Below are 20,396 nucleotides of genomic sequence, written 5' to 3' on the forward strand. Positions count from 1 at the left end.
CGCTATTGCACACGCGTCGCAGGCGGGTAATAGAAGATGTCATAGACGCCGGTTTCTCCCTCCAGCCCGTGTTCATCATAGGCCGACAAGCGAACGTGATAGAACGATGCTTTCAGCCCAGTGAAGCGCATTTGTGGCTTATCGGAGAAGTTTTCCTGCTTGATATTCAGAAACTCCTTATCGGTCGCGACCTGAGCCCTGTACCGCTGGGCACCGGCCAATGGCCGCAGGAACAGAGTCCAGACAGGCGCGTCACCCTTTTGGCCGTCCTGGCCGACCAGCCGCGGTGCATCAAGCAGTTCCACGGGTTTGAGTTCACCTTGTTTCTTGAACGCCAGGCCCTGCCGGGCACCGACCTTCACTTCACCCGCCACCGGACCGGTAATGGGTTTTTTCTTGATGGGACGCGGGGTGGCTGGAGCATCATCACGATTGACCGCCACTTGCCCATTGAGCACTTCCACCAGCGATTGTTCGCCATCGTTGCGCACACGGAAATGCGTACCGCGTACACCCAGGACGCCCACCGGGGTCATGATCTGGAAACGGTCATAGTCGCTGGCACGCTTGATCACGTAAGCCTCGACCTGACCTTCTTCAAGAATGACCTGGGGGATGGATTGTTCTTCGACCAGATGCAGCCGGACCTGGGAGCTGGACGGCAAGACAATACGCGAACCGTCCCCCAGCAACAGGCTGACAAACGCCGCCGGTGAGGTTTTTACGCTCTCTTGTTCATCGATGAGCATGCCTTCTTCCAGGACAGTGGAAACACCCTTGGCATCCAGTTTCCAGGCTTCACCCGTCAAGTGCTGCACCACCGCCGGAAGAGGCTGAGCGCGGCACATCCGGTTGTCGTCAATGTAAGGCGCGCGGGGAGGGGCGGGACGTGCCAAGGCCGGCAGACTCACTACGCCAAGCGTAACGATCAATCCAGAACCCAACAGGGTAGAAACGGCAAAGCGGAATCGGCACGGGAAAAAGGTCATGGCGCTCGTCAAGATTCTAGTTCTAATGGGGCATCAGAAAGCACGTTCAGGAAGCGTCTTACAGCGGGAAGACCTTGAGTACCGTCTACGATACTCGATGAGGTATCGCGGTCGATAGCCGAAATGTCTGGGGAGTGGGATCCATGCTGAAGATGACACGTCCCTGTGTCGGAGCACTTCCCTCGCCCCAATCCGTGTGTCATCCAGCGACAGCGAATTTACCTACAACATAGGTGCATCGGATCGATTCGCAACATTTGTTCAGATTTGGCGGTACTTAAAATACCCAGCGTTGGGTCTGCTGCTGTTCGCGGAGCTGCTGAAACGGTGAGCTGGCGAAGCCCATACCATCACCGGGCTCACTCAAGGTTTGACGCTCATCGAACGGCGCTGGTGTTACCGGCTTGGATGCGCCCACCGTTTCAGTCCCCAGGGTTGCCGCCACTACCACCAACACCAGTCGTCCCCAAACACTAACCTTCTCCAGAACGGCCTCACGTCTCGAAACAGCATAAAACCAGATTGCCATTGATCCTTTTCCTGAAGGTCTCGAGCCGGTATCTTCCCAGCTTGGGTATTGACGATTTCCAATGGCTTACGGCCATTTGATATCAGCGTACCGAGAGATTCAGAGGGCCTGAGAATCTGGCCATAATTGTTCAGATTCAACGCCCGCATTCTTCAATAAGAAAGGACCCTGCCATGCGTGTCGCAATACTGGATGACGAACCTGCCGAACTGCGGCGGGTGGAACAGACACTGCGACAAATCCCCAGCGCTGCGGATCAGCCATGGACCCTGCACTGCTTCGAGCGTGGAGAAGACCTGCTACGCCAACTGCGCCGGGAAACCTTCGACCTGCTGATCCTGGACTGGCAACTGCCCGACCTGAGCGGCCTGGCGTTGCTGCGCTGGACCCGCGAGCACATGGAAGCGCCACCTGCCGCCATCATGCTCACCAGCCGCGATGCCGAGAGCGATATTGTCCAGGCGTTGAACAGTGGCGCGGATGATTACGTCAGCAAGCCGTTTCGCCCCAATGAACTGAAGGCACGGGTCAATGCCGTTCTGCGGCGCCACGGTTTGCAAAAGTCCGCGGCCAGTGAAGTGTTGACCTTCAACGACCTGACCTTTGATGATGCTGAACTCACGGTGAGCAGGGCAGGGAAACCCATCAGCCTGACGGAACGTGAGTATCGCCTGGCTCGGTGCCTGTTCGAGAACCTGGCCCGGCCGTTGTCGCGGGAGTACCTGTATGAGCGGTTTTGGACTCACGAGGAAATGGTGTCGTCACGGCCGCTGGATACGCATATTTATCGGCTGCGGAATAAGCTGGGACTGACAGCGGATCGGGGTTGGCAGTTGCTGACGATTTATGGGTATGGATATCGGTTGGAGAGTGTAACGGCGGCTACCGAGGATTGAGATGTTCCACGTGGAGCATTTATAAAACCCCGTCTTCCACCCAATAAAAAAGGCCAACGCTAAGCGTTGGCCTTTTTTGTTTTGCGCTACGACCTGATCAGAAGTCCAGGTTGGACACCGCCAGGGCGTTGCTCTCGATGAAGTCACGACGAGGCTCGACCGCATCACCCATCAGGGTGTTGAAGATCTGGTCCGCGCCAATGGCGTCTTCGATGGTCACACGCAACATGCGACGCTGAGCTGGGTCCATGGTGGTTTCCCACAGCTGATCCGGGTTCATTTCGCCCAGACCTTTGTATCGCTGAATGGTGTGACGCTTGGTGCTTTCAGCCATCAGCCAGTCCAGGGCTTCCTTGAACTCTTTTACGGCTTTCTTTCGTTCGCCACGCTGAATGTAGGCACCGTCGTCCAGCAGGGTGCTCAGTTGCGCGCCGAGGGTGACAACCGTCTTGTAGTCGTTGCTGCCGAAGAAGTCGCGGTTGAAGGTGACGTAGTTCGACAGGCCGTGGGAGATCAGTTCGACCTCTGGCAGCCAGACGTTACGTTCACGGTCTTCACGCAGGCTGGCTTTGTACACCAGGCCAGATTTTTCAACGGTGCGCAGACGCACTTCGTACTGGGCCAGCCAATCCTGCATGTGTGCATGATCGCCCAGCTGTTCCAGGGTGACGGCTGGCAGGTAGATGAAGTGCTCGGTCAGCTCCTGAGGGTACAGGCGCGACAAACGCTTGAGGGTCTTCATCACCATGCGGAAGTCGTTTACCAGGCGCTCCAACGCTTCACCGGAGATGCCCGGGGCTTCGTCGTTCAAGTGCAGGCTCGCATCTTCCAGGGCCGACTGCGTCATGTACTCTTCCATGGCGTCGTCGTCTTTGATGTATTGCTCTTGCTTGCCCTTTTTCACTTTGTACAGCGGCGGCTGGGCGATGTAGATGTAGCCGCGCTCGATCAGCTCCGGCAACTGACGGAAGAAGAACGTCAGCAGCAGGGTACGGATGTGCGAACCGTCGACGTCAGCATCAGTCATGATGATGATGTTGTGGTAGCGCAGCTTCTCGATGTTGTACTCATCGCGGCCGATGCCACAGCCCAAAGCGGTGATCAAGGTGCCGACTTCCTGCGAGGAAATCATCTTGTCGAAACGCGCCTTCTCGACGTTGAGGATCTTCCCCTTCAACGGCAGGATGGCCTGGGTGCGACGGTTACGACCCTGCTTGGCGGAACCGCCAGCAGAGTCACCTTCCACCAGGTACAGTTCGGAAAGGGCAGGGTCTTTCTCCTGGCAGTCAGCCAGTTTGCCTGGCAGGCCAGCGATATCCAGTGCGCCTTTACGACGGGTCATCTCACGGGCTTTACGCGCCGCTTCACGAGCCCGCGCCGCATCGATCATCTTGCCGACGACCAGCTTGGCTTCGTTCGGGTTTTCCAGCAGGAAGTCGGAGAAGTACTTGCCCATTTCCTGTTCAACCGCGGTCTTCACTTCGGAAGACACCAGCTTGTCTTTGGTTTGGGAGCTGAACTTCGGATCCGGAACCTTGACCGAGATAATCGCAGTCAGGCCTTCACGTGCATCGTCACCGGTGGTGGCGACTTTGTGCTTCTTCGCCAGGCCTTCCGCTTCGATATAGGTGTTCAGGTTACGCGTCAGTGCCGAACGGAAACCCACCAGGTGAGTACCGCCATCGCGCTGAGGAATATTGTTGGTGAAGCACAACAGGTTCTCGTTGAAGCTGTCGTTCCACTGCAGGGCGATTTCAACGCCAATGCCGTCTTCACGCTGGATGTTGAAGTGGAATACCTGGTTGACCGCAGTCTTGTTGGTGTTCAGGTATTCAACGAACGCACGCAGGCCGCCTTCGTACTTGAACAGCTCTTCCTTGCCGCTGCGCTCGTCCTTGAGGACGATACCCACACCGGAGTTGAGGAAGGACAGTTCACGAATCCGCTTGGCCAGGATATCCCAGCTGAAGTGGATGTTTTTGAAGGTATCAGCCGAAGGCTTGAAGTGAATCTGCGTACCGGTGCTTTCGCTGTCACCGACGATTTTCATCGGTTCCTGTGGAACACCGTGGACATAAGTCTGTTCCCAGATCTTGCCGCTACGGCGCACGGTCAGGATCAGCTCTTCGGAAAGGGCGTTTACTACCGAAACACCTACACCGTGCAGACCGCCGGATACTTTATAGGAGTTATCGTCGAACTTACCGCCGGCGTGGAGCACGGTCATGATGACCTCTGCCGCCGAAACGCCTTCTTCTTTATGCACATCTACCGGAATGCCGCGACCGTTGTCGCGTACGGTAATGGATTCGTCCGGGTGGATGATGATGCTGATGTCGTCGCAGTGACCGGCCAAAGCTTCGTCGATCGAGTTATCGACCACCTCGAACACCATGTGGTGCAGACCGCTGCCATCATCGGTATCACCGATGTACATACCGGGACGTTTGCGTACGGCATCCAAACCTTTAAGCACTTTAATGCTGGTCGAGTCGTACGTATTCGTATTTTCTTCGCTCATGCCTTCACTCCCGATGGTCGTGGGTCTGGGTGATACGGCCTTGTTCCACGTGGAACAAAGCGACTGGCGTTTCCGTCTGCCAGCCTTCCCTCAATAATTCGTGGTCTACACAGGTGATAAACACCTGGCAGCGTAAGTCTTCCAACAAGCGGCATAACGCGCGGCGGTGCTGCTCGTCCAGTTCGGACGGCAAGTCATCCACCAGATAAATACACTGCCCGCGCCGGGCCTGGCTAACCAGATGCCCTTGGGCGATACGCAGGGCGCAGACCACCAACTTTTGCTGACCGCGGGACAAGATATCCGCGGCATTATGTGCGCCCAATCTAAGGCGCAAATCAGCCCGTTGTGGTCCGGCCTGGGTGTGACCAATTTGCTGATCCCGCTGTAAGGACGTCGCGAGCACTGCACTCAGTTCCCGGTCTTTGTCCCAACCACGGTAGTAGCTCAACGTCAGCCCCTCGAGTTCAAGCAACTCGCTCAAGGTCTGCTCAAAGACTGGTTTCAAGGCTTTGATATAGGCACGGCGGTATTCATCTATTTCAGCGCTGGCCAGGCACAGTTCCCGGTCCCAAGCAGCTTGCGAAGCGGCGTCAAGTGTACCATGCCGCAGCCATGAGTTCCGCTGCCGCAGGGCCTTCTGCAGGCGCTGCCAAGTGGCCATGAAACGCGGTTCCACGTGGAACACTCCCCAATCGAGGAATTGTCTGCGGATCTTTGGTGCACCTTCCAGCAAGCGAAAGCTATCCGGGTTGATCAGTTGCAGCGGCAGAATTTCCGCCAGTTGCGCGGCACTGCGAGCGTTTTGCCCGTCAATGCGGATTTGAAACTCTCCCTGCCGGTCTCGAGATATCCCCAGGCTGCTGTGACCGCCTTCCGCCAATTCGACTTGGCCAAATACCGTGCACGCCAGTTGTTCGTACTGAATCACCGGTAATAGGCGGGCGCTGCGAAAGGAACGGGCGAGCCCCAGCAGGTGAATGGCTTCCAGCACGCTGGTTTTGCCACTGCCGTTGGCGCCGTGGAGGATATTGATGCGGGGGGAGGGGGAGAAGGTCACCGGGTGCAAATTGCGCACCGCGGTGACCGAGACACGACTGAGGGACATCTAGCTTCTGCTGAACATGATTACAGGCGCATCGGCATGACAACGTAAGCCGAGTCATCGTTGTCGGATTCTTGTACCAGGGCGCTGCTGTTGGAGTCGGACAGGATCAAACGAACCTGTTCGGTGGTCATCACGCCCAGCACGTCGAGCAAATAGCTGACGTTAAAGCCGATTTCCAGGTTGCCGCCGTTGTAGTCGACGCCCACTTCTTCTTCCGCCTCTTCCTGCTCCGGGTTGTTCGCCTGGATTTTCAGTTGGCCGTTGGCCAATTGCAGGCGAATACCGCGGTACTTCTCGTTGGAAAGAATCGCAGTACGGCTGAACGCTTCACGCAGGGCCTGACGATCGCCGATCACCAGTTTGTCGCCACCTTTAGGCAGCACGCGCTCGTAATCCGGGAACTTGCCGTCAACCAGCTTGGACGTGAAGGTGAACTCGCCGGTGGTCGCGCGGATATGGTGCTGACCCAACACGATGCTGACATTGCCGTCCGGCTCGGTCAGCAAGCGGGCCAGTTCCAGGATACCTTTACGCGGCACGATAACCTGATGGCGATCCGGCTGACCGATATCGGCTTTCATCGAGCACATAGCCAGACGGTGACCGTCGGTGGCGACGGCGCGGATGATGCCTTCAGAGACTTCCAGCAGCATGCCGTTGAGGTAGTAACGCACGTCCTGCTGGGCCATGGCGAAGCTGGTGCGCTCGATCAAACGGCGCAGTCGGCTTTGCTCCAGGCTGCAGGTCAGCGAGCCAGGACCTTCTTCCACGGTCGGGAAGTCGTTGGCAGGCAAAGTCGACAGCGTGAAGCGGCTGCGACCGGCCTTCACCACCAGCTTCTGCTCATCAACCTTGATGTCGATCAGCGCGTCGTTGGGCAGGCTTTTGCAGATGTCCATCAGCTTGCGCGCCGGCACGGTGATCTCGCCCGGTTCGGCGGGCTCTTCCAGCTGGACACGGCCGACCAGCTCGACTTCCAGGTCGGTACCGGTCAAGGACAGTTGCTGGCCTTCTACAACCAGCAATACGTTGGAAAGCACCGGCAAGGTCTGTCGGCGCTCGACGACGCCTGCGACCAGTTGCAGGGGTTTCAACAGGGCTTCGCGTTGAATGGTGAAATGCATGGTCTAGTCCCTTGCCTTAATAAGCTGCGCTGGTGTTCATCAAGTAGTCAGTGTACGCAGCAGGTTCTTGTAGTCCTCGCGAATATCCGCGTCGGATTCCTTAAGTTCGTTGATCTTGCGGCACGCGTGCAAGACCGTGGTGTGGTCGCGACCGCCAAACACATCACCAATTTCCGGCAGGCTATGGTTGGTCAGCTCTTTGGAGAGCGCCATCGCCACCTGACGGGGACGTGCCACCGAGCGCGAACGGCGCTTGGACAGCAGGTCGGAAATCTTGATCTTGTAGTACTCGGCCACGGTGCGCTGGATGTTATCCACACTCACCAGCTTGTCTTGCAACGCCAGCAGGTCTTTCAGGGATTCGCGAATCAGCTCGATGGTGATGTCGCGGCCCATGAAGTGCGAGTGAGCGATGACCCGCTTGAGCGCGCCTTCCAGCTCACGCACGTTGGAACGAATGCGCTGGGCGATGAAGAACGCGGCGTCATGAGGCAGATCGACTTTAGCCTGGTCGGCCTTCTTCATCAGGATTGCGACGCGGGTTTCCAGCTCCGGCGGCTCTACCGCAACGGTCAGGCCCCAGCCGAAGCGCGACTTCAGACGCTCTTCCAGACCTTCGATTTCCTTCGGATAGCGGTCACTGGTCAAGATGACCTGTTGGCCGCCTTCGAGCAGTGCGTTGAACGTGTGGAAAAACTCTTCCTGGGAACGTTCCTTGCGGGCGAAGAATTGAATGTCATCGATGAGCAAGGCATCAACGGAACGGTAGAACCGTTTGAACTCGTTGATTGCGTTGAGCTGCAGCGCCTTGACCATGTCGGCCACGAAGCGCTCCGAGTGCAGGTACACAACCTTGGCGTTCGGGTTCTTCTTTAACAGGTGGTTACCCACAGCGTGCATCAAGTGAGTTTTACCCAAGCCAACGCCGCCATAAAGGAAGAGCGGGTTGTAACCGTGCTTGGGGTTGTCGGCGACCTGCCAGGCAGCCGCACGGGCCAACTGGTTGGATTTACCTTCGACAAAGTTCTCAAAGGTGAACGTGCGGTTCAGGTAACTGGTGTGCTTGAGCGCACCTTCTACCTGGACGGTGCGCTGTTCAGCACGAACCGGAGCCTGTTGGGAGCTGGCGCCGGCCATTGGGTCAAAGCTGTCGCGGGACGGCTCTTCATTTATAGGCGCGTTTTTCTGCGACGAGGATTTCGAAGGCGTCTGGGCAACCGGTGCTGGCGAGTTATTAACAGGTGCCGCCGCAGCCTGAGCCTGCGAAGCACTCGCTGCCAGCGGTGCATTCGGCGCAGCACGAGGTGCCGAGCTGCGTTTGCTGCCTATTAATAAGGAGAGTACCGGAGCAAGCCCGTTGCCGTGTTCGTCGAGCAATTCGAGAACGCGGCTCAGGTATTTCTCGTTGACCCAGTCTAGAACAAAACGATTGGGTGCGTAGACACGCAACTCGTCGCCTTCGGCTTCGACCTGTAGCGGACGGATCCAGGTGTTGAATTGCTGGGCAGGCAGCTCATCGCGCAAAAGCTCCACGCACTGCTGCCAAAGTTCCACTGACACGGATATCCCCTAAGTTGAAAGCCGGTGAGGCAAAAACAGCCGCCATTGTAGCGGCCAGCCGTCCACTTATCCACATGTAGGTTGCTCACAGGGTGCCAAGAATCAATGCCTTAACCGTAAAAAAGGCGACAAATGGTCTGTGCATAAGCTCTGTGGATAAGCGACCCTAAGCCCGTTGTACAAGTGGGGTCGAAAGTCTGTGGGTAACTGGCCTGTGGATAAGTAGCCATTCCACACACAGCTTATCCGATAGCGCAGCACAGGCAGAGCACCGTTTCTCCCCCGTGTTGTCATTCTCTGTACATCACGTGGAATATGGGCTGAAGGTAGTTATCCACAGAAGATCGCCTCCCTAGCTTTTATAAGCTTTACAGAAAAGCTTTAAATAACTTCCTTCTTTATTTTTATATCTATGGCATTGCTCGTGAAAGCCGAACCGCACGGATTCGGTTCAAATGCCTCCAGAGATCTAATTAAAGGAAAAGCTGGTTGGAAATTGACCTAGAGGCTTGCTTTCTCTAGAATCGCCGGTCTCTTAAAACGGGGGCCATTCCGGCCCGTTGTGGACGAACCAGGTAACACGCCATGAAACGTACTTTCCAACCAAGCACCATCAAACGCGCCCGTACTCACGGCTTCCGTGCTCGCATGGCCACCAAGAACGGCCGTGCTGTCCTGTCGCGTCGCCGCGCCAAAGGTCGTGCGCGTCTGGCAGTTTGATAATCCGGTACTGGTGGTGAGTCAGGACTTCAGTCGGGAAAAGCGTCTGCTAACCCCCCGGCATTTCAAGGCAGTCTTTGACTCCCCCACCGGCAAGGTTCCGGGGAAAAATCTCCTGCTCCTTGCGCGTAACAACGATCTGGATCACCCCCGTCTCGGGTTGGTGATCGGCAAGAAGAGCGTAAAGCTCTCCGTTGAGCGCAATCGCCTCAAGCGTCTGATGCGCGAATCGTTTCGCCTCCACCAGGAGACTCTGGTTGGTTGGGATATTGTTATCGTCGCGCGCAAAGGCTTGGGGGACGTAGAAAACCCCGAATTGATTCAGCATTTCGGCAAGCTCTGGAAACGTTTGGCTCGTACCAACAAGCCAACACCAGCTGTCAGCACCGAAACTGTAGGGGTAGACAGTACTGATGCGTAAACTGGCACTCGTTCCGATCCAGTTTTACCGCTATGCCATTAGTCCCCTGATGGCAAATCACTGTCGTTTCTACCCCAGTTGTTCCTGCTACGCGTTGGAAGCCATAGAAAATCATGGCCTTCTGCGCGGTGGCTGGCTGACCTTTCGTCGTTTAGGTCGCTGTCATCCGTGGAATCCCGGTGGTTATGACCCGGTTCCACCTATCCCTACCTCCCGTTCTTCTTCGATGGCCGAGTAATCATGGATATTAAACGCACGATCCTGATCGTCGCCCTGGCAATCGTGTCCTACTCTATGGTTCTTAAGTGGAACCAGGATTATGGCCAAGCTGCCCTGCCGACTCAGAATGTTGCTACCAATCAGTCGGCGCCGGCTATTCCGGACACGCCACTGGGTAACAATGCTGCCGCCAGTGCCGATGTACCCAGCGCGAATGCCGATACCAGCACCCCGGTAGAAACCCCGGTCGTCACCAATAAAGACCTCATCCACGTAAAAACGGATGTACTGGACCTGGCTATCGATCCACAAGGTGGTGATATCGCCCAGCTGAAGCTGCCGCTGTATCCACGTCGCCAAGACCATCCGGATGTTCCGTTCCAGCTGTTCGATAACGGCGGCGAACGTGTATATCTGGCGCAAAGTGGCCTGACCGGCACTGACGGTCCGGATGCTCGTGCTACCGGTCGTCCGGTTTATTCGACCGAACAGAAGACTTATCAACTGGCTGATGGCCAGAACCAGTTGAACGTCGACCTGAAATTCAGTCACGACGGCGTCAACTACATCAAGCGTTTCAGCTTCACCCGCGGTTTGTACGATCTGAAAGTCACCTATCTGATCGACAACGAAAGCGCGAAGCCGTGGACTGGCAACCTGTTTGCCCAGCTCAAGCGCGACAACAGCGCCGATCCTTCTTCCAGCACCGCCACCGGCACCGCGACTTACCTGGGCGCAGCCCTGTGGACAAGTAGCGAGCCGTACAAAAAAGTGTCGATGAAAGATATCGACAAGGGCGCGCTGAAAGAAACAGTCCAAGGTGGCTGGGTTGCCTGGTTGCAACACTACTTCGTGACCGCATGGATCCCGAACAAGGGTGATGCGAACCTGGTTCAAACCCGCAAAGACAGCCAGGGCAACTACATCATTGGCTTTACTGGCCCGACGTTGACCGTCGCTCCGGGTGCCAAGGCTGAAGCCAGCGCTACGCTGTATGCCGGCCCGAAAAGCCAGGCAGTCCTCAAAGAGTTATCCCCAGGTCTGGAACTGACTGTGGATTACGGCATTCTCTGGTTCATTGCCCAGCCGATCTTCTGGCTGCTGCAACATATCCACAGCATTGTGGGTAACTGGGGTTTCTCGATCATCCTGCTGACCATGCTGATCAAGGGGATCTTCTTCCCACTGTCGGCTGCCAGCTACAAGTCGATGGCGCGTATGCGTGCCGTGGCCCCGAAACTGGCCGCGCTGAAAGAACAACATGGCGATGACCGGCAGAAAATGTCGCAGGCCATGATGGAGCTGTACAAGAAAGAGAAGATCAACCCGCTGGGTGGATGCTTGCCGATTCTGGTGCAGATGCCGGTATTCCTGTCGCTGTACTGGGTTCTCCTGGAAAGCGTGGAAATGCGTCAGGCACCGTTCATGCTGTGGATAACTGACCTGTCGATCAAAGACCCGTTCTTTATCCTGCCGATCATCATGGGCGCGACCATGTTCATCCAGCAGCGTCTGAACCCGACTCCGCCGGACCCGATGCAGGCCAAGGTAATGAAAATGATGCCAATCATCTTCACCTTCTTCTTCCTGTGGTTCCCGGCTGGTCTGGTGCTGTACTGGGTGGTCAACAACTGCCTGTCGATCTCTCAACAGTGGTACATCACACGTAAAATCGAAGCGGCTACCAAAAAAGCCGAGGCGTAATTTACTCTGTGGATAACACCACTCAAGACGCCCCCTAGTGGGGCGTTTTGCTTTCCGTCACTTTTATCCGGGTACCCGCCATGAGCGCTCCTCGTGAAACCATCGCCGCTGTCGCCACCGCTCAAGGTCGTGGTGGTGTCGGTATCGTTCGTATTTCCGGGCCGCTCGCCGGCGTGGCGGCCCAGGCCATCAGTGGGCGGGAGCTGAAGCCTCGGTATGCGCATTACGGGCCTTTTCTAGGCGCCGAAGAAGAGGTTCTGGACGAAGGGATTGCCCTTTATTTCCCGGGCCCGAACTCATTTACCGGCGAAGATGTGCTTGAACTGCAAGGCCACGGCGGCCCGATCGTTCTGGATATGCTGCTGCAGCGTTGTCTTCAACTGGGTTGCCGCCAGGCACGCCCGGGCGAATTCAGCGAGCGCGCGTTCCTCAACGACAAGCTCGACCTGGCCCAGGCCGAAGCGATTGCCGACCTGATCGAAGCCAGTTCTGCACAAGCCGCGCGTAATGCGTTGCGTTCATTGCAGGGTGCGTTTTCCCTGCGTGTGCATAACCTCACCGAGCAGTTGATCAGCTTGCGCATCTACGTAGAAGCGGCGATTGATTTCCCCGAGGAAGAAATCGACTTCCTCGCCGATGGCCATGTCCTCGCGATGCTGGATAAAGTCCGTGAGGAGTTATCCACAGTACTGCGTGAAGCCGGGCAAGGAGCCTTGCTGCGCGACGGTATGACCGTGGTGATTGCCGGCCGGCCCAACGCTGGCAAGTCGAGCCTCCTCAATGCCCTGGCCGGACGCGAAGCGGCCATCGTTACCGAGATTGCCGGCACTACACGGGATATCTTGCGCGAACATATCCACATCGATGGGATGCCACTGCATGTCGTGGACACGGCCGGGCTGCGTGACACCGATGACCAGGTGGAGAAGATCGGAGTAGAACGCGCGTTGAAGGCAATCGCTGAAGCCGATCGCGTACTGCTGGTGGTTGATGCCACCGCGCCGGAAGCTGCGGACCCGTTCGCACTGTGGCCAGAATTCCTCGAACAACGGCCAGACCCGGCCAAGGTCACGCTGATTCGTAACAAGGCTGACCTGACGGGCGAAGCAATCGCCCTGGAAGTCAGCGAGGATGGCCACGTCACCATCAGCCTCAGCGCCAAGTCGGCAGGGGATGGCCTGGAGTTGCTGCGCGACCACCTGAAGGCCTGTATGGGTTACGAGCAGACCTCCGAAAGCAGCTTCAGTGCTCGCCGCAGGCACCTGGAAGCGCTGCGGCATGCTAGCACAGCCCTGGAGCACGGTCGGGCACAGTTGACCCTGGCAGGTGCTGGTGAGCTGCTGGCTGAAGATCTGCGCCAGGCTCAACAGTTATTGGGCGAGATTACCGGTGCTTTCAGCTCCGATGATCTGCTGGGACGGATCTTTTCCAGCTTCTGCATCGGTAAATAACGTTTACCGTTCCCCAGACAGGCCATTCGGGCCTGTCTGTTCTGCCCGTTTCAGGGCATTCAATTCTTTTTTCTGAATAACGCGAACGTCGCGACGGCTTTCCTACGTCCGGGATTTGCCTCATTTGACGCTTTTCTGTGGATTAAGCCCTGTGAATAACCGCCCCTGTGCCCAGTTGATAACAGGGCGTAAAACCTGAGTAAAAACCCCTCTGTGGATAACCACCTGTTTAATCCACAGGCTTACACCACTTATCCAAGGGCCTCCTTGGCACCTAACCACAGACTTTTGAATCTCTGTACATAAAGTAAATAAAGGCCTGTAGCGATCTATCCACAGAAACATGCCTCAGTAGAAATAAACATAAAAACAAAGATTTAATAAATTTCTCTCTTTTAATTTCTATTGTTCGTGATTCATCCACAGCTGGTTAAATTTTGTGCAAAGGGTTCTTTAGGAAGGGCGAAGTCCCTATACTTGCCGACTCGTTCGAAAACCTGATCTCGAACGCTCATTCCTAATTACCTACAGAAGCAGGCACGAGGTGCGTGGTGGATTTCCCTTCCCGTTTTGAAGTGATCGTCATCGGCGGCGGTCATGCCGGTACCGAGGCAGCACTGGCGTCAGCACGCATGGGGGCAAAAACCCTGTTGCTGACGCATAACGTGGAAACCCTCGGTGCCATGAGCTGCAACCCCGCGATTGGCGGGATTGGCAAAAGCCACCTGGTCAAGGAAATCGATGCCCTGGGCGGCGCGATGGCCATGGCTACCGACAAAGGTGGTATTCAATTTCGCGTGTTGAACAGCCGCAAAGGCCCGGCCGTGCGAGCCACTCGTGCTCAAGCCGACCGGATCCTGTACAAGGCCGCTGTCCGCGAAACCCTGGAAAACCAGCCGAACCTGTGGATATTTCAACAGGCAGCCGATGACCTGATCGTCGAGCAGGACCAGGTACGCGGTGTTGTCACCCAAATGGGCCTGCGTTTCTTCGCAGAATCCGTGGTGTTGACCACCGGTACGTTCCTCGGTGGACTTATCCACATCGGTATGCAGAACTATTCCGGTGGCCGCGCTGGTGATCCGCCGTCAATCGCCTTGGCACAACGCCTTCGCGAACTGCCACTGCGCGTTGGTCGCCTGAAAACCGGCACGCCGCCACGTATCGATGGCCGTTCGGTGGATTTCTCGGTGATGACTGAGCAAGCCGGCGACACACCGATCCCGGTCATGTCGTTCATGGGCTCCAAGGAACAGCATCCGAAACAGGTCAGTTGCTGGATTACCCACACCAACGCCCGAACCCACGAAATCATTGCCGCGAACCTCGACCGTTCGCCGATGTATTCCGGTGTGATCGAAGGCATTGGGCCACGCTATTGCCCGTCGATCGAAGACAAGATCCATCGCTTTGCCGACAAGGAAAGCCACCAGGTCTTCATCGAGCCGGAAGGTTTGACTACCCACGAGCTGTATCCGAACGGGATTTCCACTTCCTTGCCGTTCGACGTGCAAATCCAGATCGTGCAGTCGATTCGCGGTATGGAAAATGCGCACATCGTGCGGCCTGGCTATGCCATCGAGTACGACTACTTCGACCCGCGTGACTTGAAATACAGCCTGGAAACCAAGGTGATCGGCGGTTTGTTCTTCGCTGGACAAATCAACGGCACCACCGGTTACGAAGAAGCCGGCGCCCAGGGTTTGCTGGCCGGAGCCAACGCCGCACTGCGTGCACAGGGCAAAGACAGCTGGTGCCCGCGTCGCGATGAGGCGTACATCGGTGTGTTGGTCGACGACCTGATCACCCTCGGCACCCAGGAACCGTACCGGATGTTTACGTCCCGGGCCGAATATCGCCTGATCCTGCGGGAAGACAACGCCGACCTGCGCTTGACCGAAAAAGGTCGCGAGCTGGGCTTGGTCGACGACGCGCGTTGGGCTGCCTTCTGCAAAAAGCGCGAAAGCATCGAACTGGAAGAGCAACGCCTGAAAAGTACCTGGGTTCGTCCGGGCACCGAGCAAGGCGATGCGATTGCCGAGAAATTCGGCACGCCGCTGACTCACGAGTACAACTTGCTGAATCTGCTGTCGCGTCCGGAAATCGACTACGCTGGTCTGATCTCGGTAACGGGCGGTGGGGCAGAAGATCCACAGGTCGCCGAGCAGGTCGAAATCAAGACCAAATACGCCGGTTACATTGACCGTCAGCAGGATGAGATCGCTCGTCTGCGGGCCAGTGAAGACACCAAGCTGCCTGTGGATATCGATTACACAAATATTTCCGGCCTGTCGAAAGAGATTCAAAGCAAGCTGGGGATAACTCGACCAGAGACCCTGGGCCAGGCTTCACGTATCCCGGGCGTCACGCCGGCAGCCATTTCGCTGTTGATGATTCATTTGAAAAAACGCGGCGCGGGCCGTCAGTTGGAGCAAAGCGCTTGAGTTCGTTGGTCACCTCGCAACACGCCGAAGAGTTATCCACAGGTGCTCGCCAGCTTGGCGTCAACCTGACCGAAGCCCAGCACGAGTTGCTACTGGGTTATCTGGCCCTGTTGATCAAATGGAACAAGGCTTACAACCTCACTGCAGTGCGTGACCCGGACGAAATGGTTTCTCGCCATCTGCTCGACAGTCTCAGCGTGATGCCGTTTATCGAAAACGGCCGCTGGCTCGATGTTGGCAGCGGTGGCGGTATGCCCGGCATCCCGCTGGCGATCCTGTTTCCCGAGTCGCAAGTGACGTGCCTGGACAGCAACGGCAAGAAAACCCGCTTCCTGACCCAGGTCAAACTCGAACTCAAGCTGGATAACCTGCAAGTTATCCACAGTCGCGTCGAAGCCTTCACGCCTGAACAGCCTTTCAACGGAATTGTTTCCCGGGCTTTCAGCAGCATGGAGAACTTCAGCAACTGGACCCGCCACCTCGGCGACCGCGACACCCGTTGGCTGGCAATGAAGGGCGTTCATCCAAGCGACGAGCTGTTAGCATTGCCGGCAGACTTCCACCTCGATAGCGAACACGCCTTGGCCGTACCCGGTTGCCAAGGCCAACGCCATCTGCTGATACTGCGCCGCACGGCATGATTGGGAACACAAGCAAGAATGGCTAAGGTATTCGCGATAGCGAACCAGAAAGGTGGCGTGGGCAAAACCACCACCTGCATCAACCTCGCAGCATCCCTGGTCGCTACCAAGCGTCGGGTGCTGTTGATCGATCTCGATCCACAGGGCAACGCCACCATGGGTAGCGGTGTGGATAAACACGGCCTGGAAAACTCGGTCTATGACTTGCTGATTGGCGAGTGCGACCTGGCCCAGGCCATGCACTTTTCCGAGCACGGCGGTTACCAACTGCTGCCGGCCAACCGCGATTTGACCGCGGCGGAAGTGGTGCTGCTGGAAATGCAGATGAAAGAAAGCCGTCTGCGCAGCGCCCTGGCGCCGATCCGCGAGAATTACGACTACATTTTGATCGACTGCCCGCCCTCGCTGTCGATGCTGACACTGAACGCATTGGTCGCCGCCGACGGGGTGATTATCCCCATGCAGTGCGAGTACTTCGCACTGGAAGGGTTGAGCGACCTTGTGGATAACATCAAGCGTATCGCCGAGCTGCTCAACCCGAACCTGCAGATCGAAGGCCTGCTGCGGACCATGTATGACCCGCGCCTGAGCCTGATGAACGATGTGTCGGCACAGCTCAAGGAACACTTCGGCGATCAGCTCTACGACACCGTGATTCCACGCAACATCCGCCTGGCCGAAGCGCCAAGCTATGGCATGCCCGCGCTGGCGTATGACAAGTCATCCCGCGGTGCCATTGCCTATCTGGCTCTGGCCGGTGAGATGGTTCGTCGTCAACGCCGCAATTCACGCACCGCTGCAGCCCAGCCAACTTAAGGAATCCCCATGGCCGTCAAGAAACGAGGTCTCGGACGTGGACTGGATGCACTGCTGAGTGGTCCGACTGTCACGACCCTTGAAGAGCAAGCGGTGCAGGCCGACGAGCGTGAGCTGCAGCACCTGCCGCTGGACCTGATCCAGCGCGGCAAATACCAGCCGCGCCGGGACATGGATCCCCAGGCGCTGGAAGAATTGGCGAACTCGATCAAGTCCCAGGGCGTGATGCAGCCGATCGTGGTGCGCCCGATTGGTGCAGGCCGCTTTGAAATCATCGCCGGCGAACGCCGCTGGCGTGCCAGCCAACAGGCTGGCAAGGAAACCATCCCGGCGATGGTGCGCGATGTACCGGATGAAACCGCCATCGCCATGGCACTGATCGAGAACATACAGCGCGAAGACCTCAATCCGATCGAGGAAGCGATCGCCCTGCAGCGTTTGCAGCAGGAATTCAAACTGACTCAGCAGGAAGTCGCGGATGCGGTGGGCAAGTCCCGGGTTACCGTGTCCAACCTGTTGCGTCTGATCGCACTGCCGGAAGTCATCAAAACCATGCTTTCCCATGGCGACCTGGAAATGGGTCATGCCCGTGCTTTGCTCGGTTTGCCGGAAAATCAACAGGTTGAAGGGGCGCGACACGTTGTCGCACGAGGCCTCACCGTTCGTCAGACCGAGGCCCTGGTTCGCCAGTGGCTCAGCGGCAAACCTGCACCGGTCGAAACTGCCAAACCTGATCCGGATATTGCACGCCTGGAGCAGCGCCTGGCCGAACGCCTAGGCTCTGCGGTGCAAATTCGCCACGGAAAGAAAGGCAAAGGGCAATTGGTCATCGGATATAACTCATTGGATGAGCTTCAGGGCGTTCTTGCCCACATCCGCTGAAACAATTGCTTCTGTAGCGCGCAGTCGGAAATCACTACCCGGCAGTTGAATAGGGGCTGAACCGCCCCTATACTCTGCGCGCATTTTGTCGGCACAAATTATGCCAAGTTATTGATTTCCGGCAGCCGACTATTGAGGAGCAAGAGTGATGGAAACCCGCACGCCAAACACGTCGCCGTTCCATCGCTTGGCCGTTTTCCCGGTTTTAGTGGCTCAATTTGTCATTTTACTGATCGCCTCTTTGGCGCTCTGGTATTGGTATGGAGTCGTAGCCGGGTACTCAGGACTCTGCGGAGGCCTGATAGCCTTGCTGCCCAATATGTATTTTGCTCACAGGGCCTTTCGGTTTTCCGGCGCCCGAGCAGCCCAGGCTATCGTCCGGTCTTTTTATGCCGGCGAGGCGGGGAAACTGATTTTGACGGCAGTGCTGTTTGCACTGACCTTTGCAGGTGTGAAGCCATTGGCGCCGCTAGCTGTATTCGGCGTCTTCGTGTTGACCCAATTGGTCAGCTGGTTCTCGCCCCTGCTGATGAGAACAAGACTTTCGAGACCTTAGGGCGTTTGAGGCAACCATGGCAGAGACAACCGCTTCGGGCTATATCCAGCACCACTTGCAGAACCTGACCTTCGGTCAGCTACCCAATGGCGGCTGGGGCTTTGCCCACACCGCAGCAGAAGCCAAAGAAATGGGCTTCTGGGCATTCCACCTGGATACTCTGGGCTGGTCTGTCGCATTGGGTCTGATTTTCGTCCTGATTTTCCGCATGGCGGCAAAGAAGGCGACTTCCGGTCAGCCAGGTGCATTGCAGAACTTCGTTGAAGTATTGGTCGAATTCGTCGATGGCAGCGTGCGTGACAGCTTCCATGGTCGTAGCGCGGTGATTGCACCGTTGGCACTGACCATCTTCGTCTGGGTGTTCCTGATGAACGCCGTCGACCTGATTCCGGTCGACTGGATTCCTCAGCTGGCCATCCTGATCTCCGGCGATCAGCACATTCCATTCCGTGCAGTTTCCACCACGGACCCTAACGCCACCCTGGGCATGGCCCTGTCGGTGTTTGCGTTGATCATTTTCTACAGCATCAAGATCAAGGGTATCGGCGGCTTCATCGGCGAACTGACCCTGCACCCGTTCGGCAGCAAGAACATCTTCGTTCAAGCCCTGCTGATCCCGGTGAACTTCCTGCTGGAATTCGTGACCCTGGTCGCCAAGCCGATTTCCCTGGCCTTGCGACTGTTCGGCAACATGTATGCCGGCGAGCTGGTGTTCATTCTGATCGCTGTGATGTTCGGCAGTGGTCTGCTCTGGCTTAGCGGCCTGGGCATTGTTCTGCAGTGGGCGTGGGCTGTGTTCCACATCCTGATCATCACCCTGCAGGCGTTTATCTTCATGATGCTGACCATCGTCTACCTGTCGATGGCGCACGAAGAGAACCATTAAGACCAGTTTCGACTAGTCTGATGTCCCTCCCGGTCAAACGGGAGGGGAGCCCTGAAGGGCTATGAAACGATTTGTTTTACCGCTTTAAAATCTAAAAAACCTAAACCATACGACGTAAAAGTCGGGAGGAAAGATGGAAACTGTAGTTGGTCTAACCGCTATCGCTGTTGCACTGTTGATCGGCCTGGGCGCCCTGGGTACTGCCATTGGTTTCGGCCTGCTGGGCGGCAAGTTCCTGGAAGGCGCAGCGCGTCAGCCAGAAATGGTTCCAATGCTGCAAGTTAAAATGTTCATCGTCGCCGGCCTGCTCGACGCCGTGACCATGATCGGTGTTGGTATCGCTCTGTTCTTCACCTTCGCGAACCCCTTCGTTGGTCAACTCGCCGGTTAATCACTCGTTTTTTCGAGTGATTGGTGTGTTGTGCAACGAACGAGCGAGGTATTGGCGTGAACATTAATGCAACCATTATTGGTCAGTCCTTAGCGTTCTTGATTTTTGTTGTTTTCTGCATGAAGTTCGTATGGCCTCCGGTCATCGCGGCTTTGCACGAACGTCAGAAGAAGATCGCAGACGGACTGGACGCTGCCGCACGAGCAGCTCGCGACCTGGAGTTGGCCCAAGATAAAGCGGGTCAACAACTGCGCGAAGCGAAAGCTCAGGCAGCTGAAATCATTGAGCAAGCCAAGAAACGCGGTAACCAGATCGTTGAAGAGGCTGTTGAAAAAGCCCGTATCGACGCTGACCGTGTGAAGGTTCAGGCTCAAGCCGAGATCGAGCAGGAACTGAACGGTGTCAAAGATGCGCTGCGTGCCCAACTGGGTGCTCTGGCCGTCGGCGGTGCTGAGAAGATCCTGGGTGCCACAATCGATCAAAACGCGCACGCGGAGCTGGTAAACAAACTGGCTGCTGAAATTTAAGCGAGGGCGAT

Annotated in this window: 20 protein-coding genes; 14 read left to right on the forward strand and 6 right to left on the reverse strand. The window is 56.6% G+C overall.

The features are described 5' to 3' along the window. Positions 1-2 precede the first annotated feature (2 nt). Both HX875_RS13855 and HX875_RS13860 read right to left on the reverse strand, forming a co-directional pair. Complete coding sequence (locus HX875_RS13855) at positions 3-989, reverse strand: FecR family protein (RefSeq protein WP_256348098.1); 987 nt, start codon at positions 987-989, stop codon at positions 3-5. A 277-nt stretch (positions 990-1,266) separates the two neighbouring features. After that, on the reverse strand, positions 1,267-1,518 hold the full coding sequence (locus tag HX875_RS13860; RefSeq protein ID WP_177043607.1) for a hypothetical protein: 252 nt from the start codon (positions 1,516-1,518) through the stop codon (positions 1,267-1,269). Positions 1,519-1,691: 173 nt separating this feature from the next. Here HX875_RS13860 and HX875_RS13865 point away from each other — a divergent pair, with 173 nt between their 5' ends. Further along, positions 1,692-2,414 carry a response regulator transcription factor gene (locus tag HX875_RS13865; RefSeq protein WP_177043608.1) on the forward strand — a complete coding sequence of 241 codons (723 nt, stop codon included), beginning with the start codon at positions 1,692-1,694 and terminating at the stop codon, positions 2,412-2,414. A 97-nt stretch (positions 2,415-2,511) separates the two neighbouring features. Here HX875_RS13865 and gyrB read toward each other — a convergent pair whose 3' ends face one another. Genes gyrB through dnaA form a run of 4 tightly spaced genes read right to left on the reverse strand, consistent with a single transcriptional unit; the run spans position 2,512 to position 8,727 of the window. Continuing rightward, the gene (gyrB, locus tag HX875_RS13870) at positions 2,512-4,935 is read right to left on the reverse strand and encodes a DNA topoisomerase (ATP-hydrolyzing) subunit B (RefSeq protein ID WP_177043609.1); all 2,424 of its coding nucleotides are present in this window, start codon (positions 4,933-4,935) and stop codon (positions 2,512-2,514) included. 4 nt (positions 4,936-4,939) lie between these two features. Beyond that, positions 4,940-6,043 (reverse strand): DNA replication/repair protein RecF, encoded by a 1,104-nt coding sequence (recF, locus tag HX875_RS13875; RefSeq protein ID WP_003213585.1) that lies wholly within the window; start codon positions 6,041-6,043, stop codon positions 4,940-4,942. Between the two features lie 20 nt (positions 6,044-6,063). Beyond that, complete coding sequence (gene dnaN / locus HX875_RS13880) at positions 6,064-7,167, reverse strand: DNA polymerase III subunit beta (protein ID WP_003213582.1); 1,104 nt, start codon at positions 7,165-7,167, stop codon at positions 6,064-6,066. A 39-nt stretch (positions 7,168-7,206) separates the two neighbouring features. After that, the gene (dnaA, locus tag HX875_RS13885; protein ID WP_032868695.1) at positions 7,207-8,727 is read right to left on the reverse strand and encodes a chromosomal replication initiator protein DnaA; all 1,521 of its coding nucleotides are present in this window, start codon (positions 8,725-8,727) and stop codon (positions 7,207-7,209) included. 585 nt (positions 8,728-9,312) lie between these two features. Here dnaA and rpmH point away from each other — a divergent pair. The 13 genes from rpmH (at position 9,313) to HX875_RS13950 (ending at position 20,385) form a co-directional block, all read left to right on the forward strand. After that, the gene (gene rpmH / locus HX875_RS13890) at positions 9,313-9,447 is read left to right on the forward strand and encodes a 50S ribosomal protein L34 (RefSeq protein ID WP_003213577.1); all 135 of its coding nucleotides are present in this window, start codon (positions 9,313-9,315) and stop codon (positions 9,445-9,447) included. Positions 9,448-9,463: 16 nt separating this feature from the next. Beyond that, complete coding sequence (gene rnpA / locus HX875_RS13895) at positions 9,464-9,868, forward strand: ribonuclease P protein component (RefSeq protein WP_256390017.1); 405 nt, start codon at positions 9,464-9,466, stop codon at positions 9,866-9,868. Continuing rightward, positions 9,861-10,106 carry a membrane protein insertion efficiency factor YidD gene (gene yidD, locus HX875_RS13900; protein WP_003213574.1) on the forward strand — a complete coding sequence of 82 codons (246 nt, stop codon included), beginning with the start codon at positions 9,861-9,863 and terminating at the stop codon, positions 10,104-10,106. The genes rnpA and yidD overlap by 8 nt, the downstream gene beginning before the upstream one ends. 2 nt (positions 10,107-10,108) lie before the next feature. Next, positions 10,109-11,791: a membrane protein insertase YidC gene (gene yidC, locus HX875_RS13905; RefSeq protein WP_003213572.1), complete on the forward strand. Its 1,683-nt coding sequence runs from the start codon at positions 10,109-10,111 to the stop codon at positions 11,789-11,791. 80 nt (positions 11,792-11,871) lie between these two features. Then, positions 11,872-13,242 (forward strand): tRNA uridine-5-carboxymethylaminomethyl(34) synthesis GTPase MnmE, encoded by a 1,371-nt coding sequence (gene mnmE, locus HX875_RS13910; protein ID WP_177043611.1) that lies wholly within the window; start codon positions 11,872-11,874, stop codon positions 13,240-13,242. A 551-nt stretch (positions 13,243-13,793) separates the two neighbouring features. After that, positions 13,794-15,686 (forward strand): tRNA uridine-5-carboxymethylaminomethyl(34) synthesis enzyme MnmG, encoded by a 1,893-nt coding sequence (gene mnmG, locus HX875_RS13915; protein ID WP_177043612.1) that lies wholly within the window; start codon positions 13,794-13,796, stop codon positions 15,684-15,686. Continuing rightward, positions 15,683-16,327: a 16S rRNA (guanine(527)-N(7))-methyltransferase RsmG gene (gene rsmG, locus HX875_RS13920; protein ID WP_003213561.1), complete on the forward strand. Its 645-nt coding sequence runs from the start codon at positions 15,683-15,685 to the stop codon at positions 16,325-16,327. The genes mnmG and rsmG overlap by 4 nt, the downstream gene beginning before the upstream one ends. 18 nt (positions 16,328-16,345) lie before the next feature. Continuing rightward, positions 16,346-17,143: a ParA family protein gene (locus HX875_RS13925; protein ID WP_003213559.1), complete on the forward strand. Its 798-nt coding sequence runs from the start codon at positions 16,346-16,348 to the stop codon at positions 17,141-17,143. Between the two features lie 9 nt (positions 17,144-17,152). Continuing rightward, entirely contained in the window at positions 17,153-18,025 is an 873-nt protein-coding gene (locus HX875_RS13930; RefSeq protein WP_177043613.1) for a ParB/RepB/Spo0J family partition protein, read from the forward strand. Positions 18,026-18,173: 148 nt separating this feature from the next. Continuing rightward, entirely contained in the window at positions 18,174-18,581 is a 408-nt protein-coding gene (locus tag HX875_RS13935; protein ID WP_177043614.1) for a F0F1 ATP synthase subunit I, read from the forward strand. Between the two features lie 16 nt (positions 18,582-18,597). Further along, on the forward strand, positions 18,598-19,467 hold the full coding sequence (gene atpB, locus HX875_RS13940) for a F0F1 ATP synthase subunit A (RefSeq protein ID WP_177043615.1): 870 nt from the start codon (positions 18,598-18,600) through the stop codon (positions 19,465-19,467). Positions 19,468-19,600: 133 nt separating this feature from the next. After that, positions 19,601-19,858: a F0F1 ATP synthase subunit C gene (gene atpE / locus HX875_RS13945; RefSeq protein WP_002555987.1), complete on the forward strand. Its 258-nt coding sequence runs from the start codon at positions 19,601-19,603 to the stop codon at positions 19,856-19,858. Between the two features lie 56 nt (positions 19,859-19,914). Beyond that, on the forward strand, positions 19,915-20,385 hold the full coding sequence (locus HX875_RS13950) for a F0F1 ATP synthase subunit B (protein WP_008439543.1): 471 nt from the start codon (positions 19,915-19,917) through the stop codon (positions 20,383-20,385). Positions 20,386-20,396: the final 11 nt, after the last annotated feature.

This window comes from Pseudomonas yamanorum (genome assembly GCF_013386765.1).
GTDB lineage: Bacteria > Pseudomonadota > Gammaproteobacteria > Pseudomonadales > Pseudomonadaceae > Aquipseudomonas > Aquipseudomonas yamanorum_A.

Bases quoted from the DNA above. Each gene is read 5' to 3' on its own strand.
- HX875_RS13930 (WP_177043613.1), top strand. From the start codon at position 17,153: ATGGCCGTCAAGAAACGAGGTCTCGGACGTGGACTGGATGCACTGCTG.
- dnaN (WP_003213582.1), bottom strand. From the start codon at position 7,167: ATGCATTTCACCATTCAACGCGAAGCCCTGTTGAAACCCCTGCAACTG.
- HX875_RS13865 (WP_177043608.1), top strand. From the start codon at position 1,692: ATGCGTGTCGCAATACTGGATGACGAACCTGCCGAACTGCGGCGGGTG.
- recF (WP_003213585.1), bottom strand. From the start codon at position 6,043: ATGTCCCTCAGTCGTGTCTCGGTCACCGCGGTGCGCAATTTGCACCCG.
- yidD (WP_003213574.1), top strand. From the start codon at position 9,861: ATGCGTAAACTGGCACTCGTTCCGATCCAGTTTTACCGCTATGCCATT.
- gyrB (WP_177043609.1), bottom strand. From the start codon at position 4,935: ATGAGCGAAGAAAATACGAATACGTACGACTCGACCAGCATTAAAGTG.
- atpE (WP_002555987.1), top strand. From the start codon at position 19,601: ATGGAAACTGTAGTTGGTCTAACCGCTATCGCTGTTGCACTGTTGATC.
- HX875_RS13860 (WP_177043607.1), bottom strand. From the start codon at position 1,518: ATGGCAATCTGGTTTTATGCTGTTTCGAGACGTGAGGCCGTTCTGGAG.
- atpB (WP_177043615.1), top strand. From the start codon at position 18,598: ATGGCAGAGACAACCGCTTCGGGCTATATCCAGCACCACTTGCAGAAC.
- rpmH (WP_003213577.1), top strand. From the start codon at position 9,313: ATGAAACGTACTTTCCAACCAAGCACCATCAAACGCGCCCGTACTCAC.
- HX875_RS13855 (WP_256348098.1), bottom strand. From the start codon at position 989: ATGACCTTTTTCCCGTGCCGATTCCGCTTTGCCGTTTCTACCCTGTTG.
- HX875_RS13935 (WP_177043614.1), top strand. From the start codon at position 18,174: ATGGAAACCCGCACGCCAAACACGTCGCCGTTCCATCGCTTGGCCGTT.
- HX875_RS13925 (WP_003213559.1), top strand. From the start codon at position 16,346: ATGGCTAAGGTATTCGCGATAGCGAACCAGAAAGGTGGCGTGGGCAAA.
- yidC (WP_003213572.1), top strand. From the start codon at position 10,109: ATGGATATTAAACGCACGATCCTGATCGTCGCCCTGGCAATCGTGTCC.
- mnmE (WP_177043611.1), top strand. From the start codon at position 11,872: ATGAGCGCTCCTCGTGAAACCATCGCCGCTGTCGCCACCGCTCAAGGT.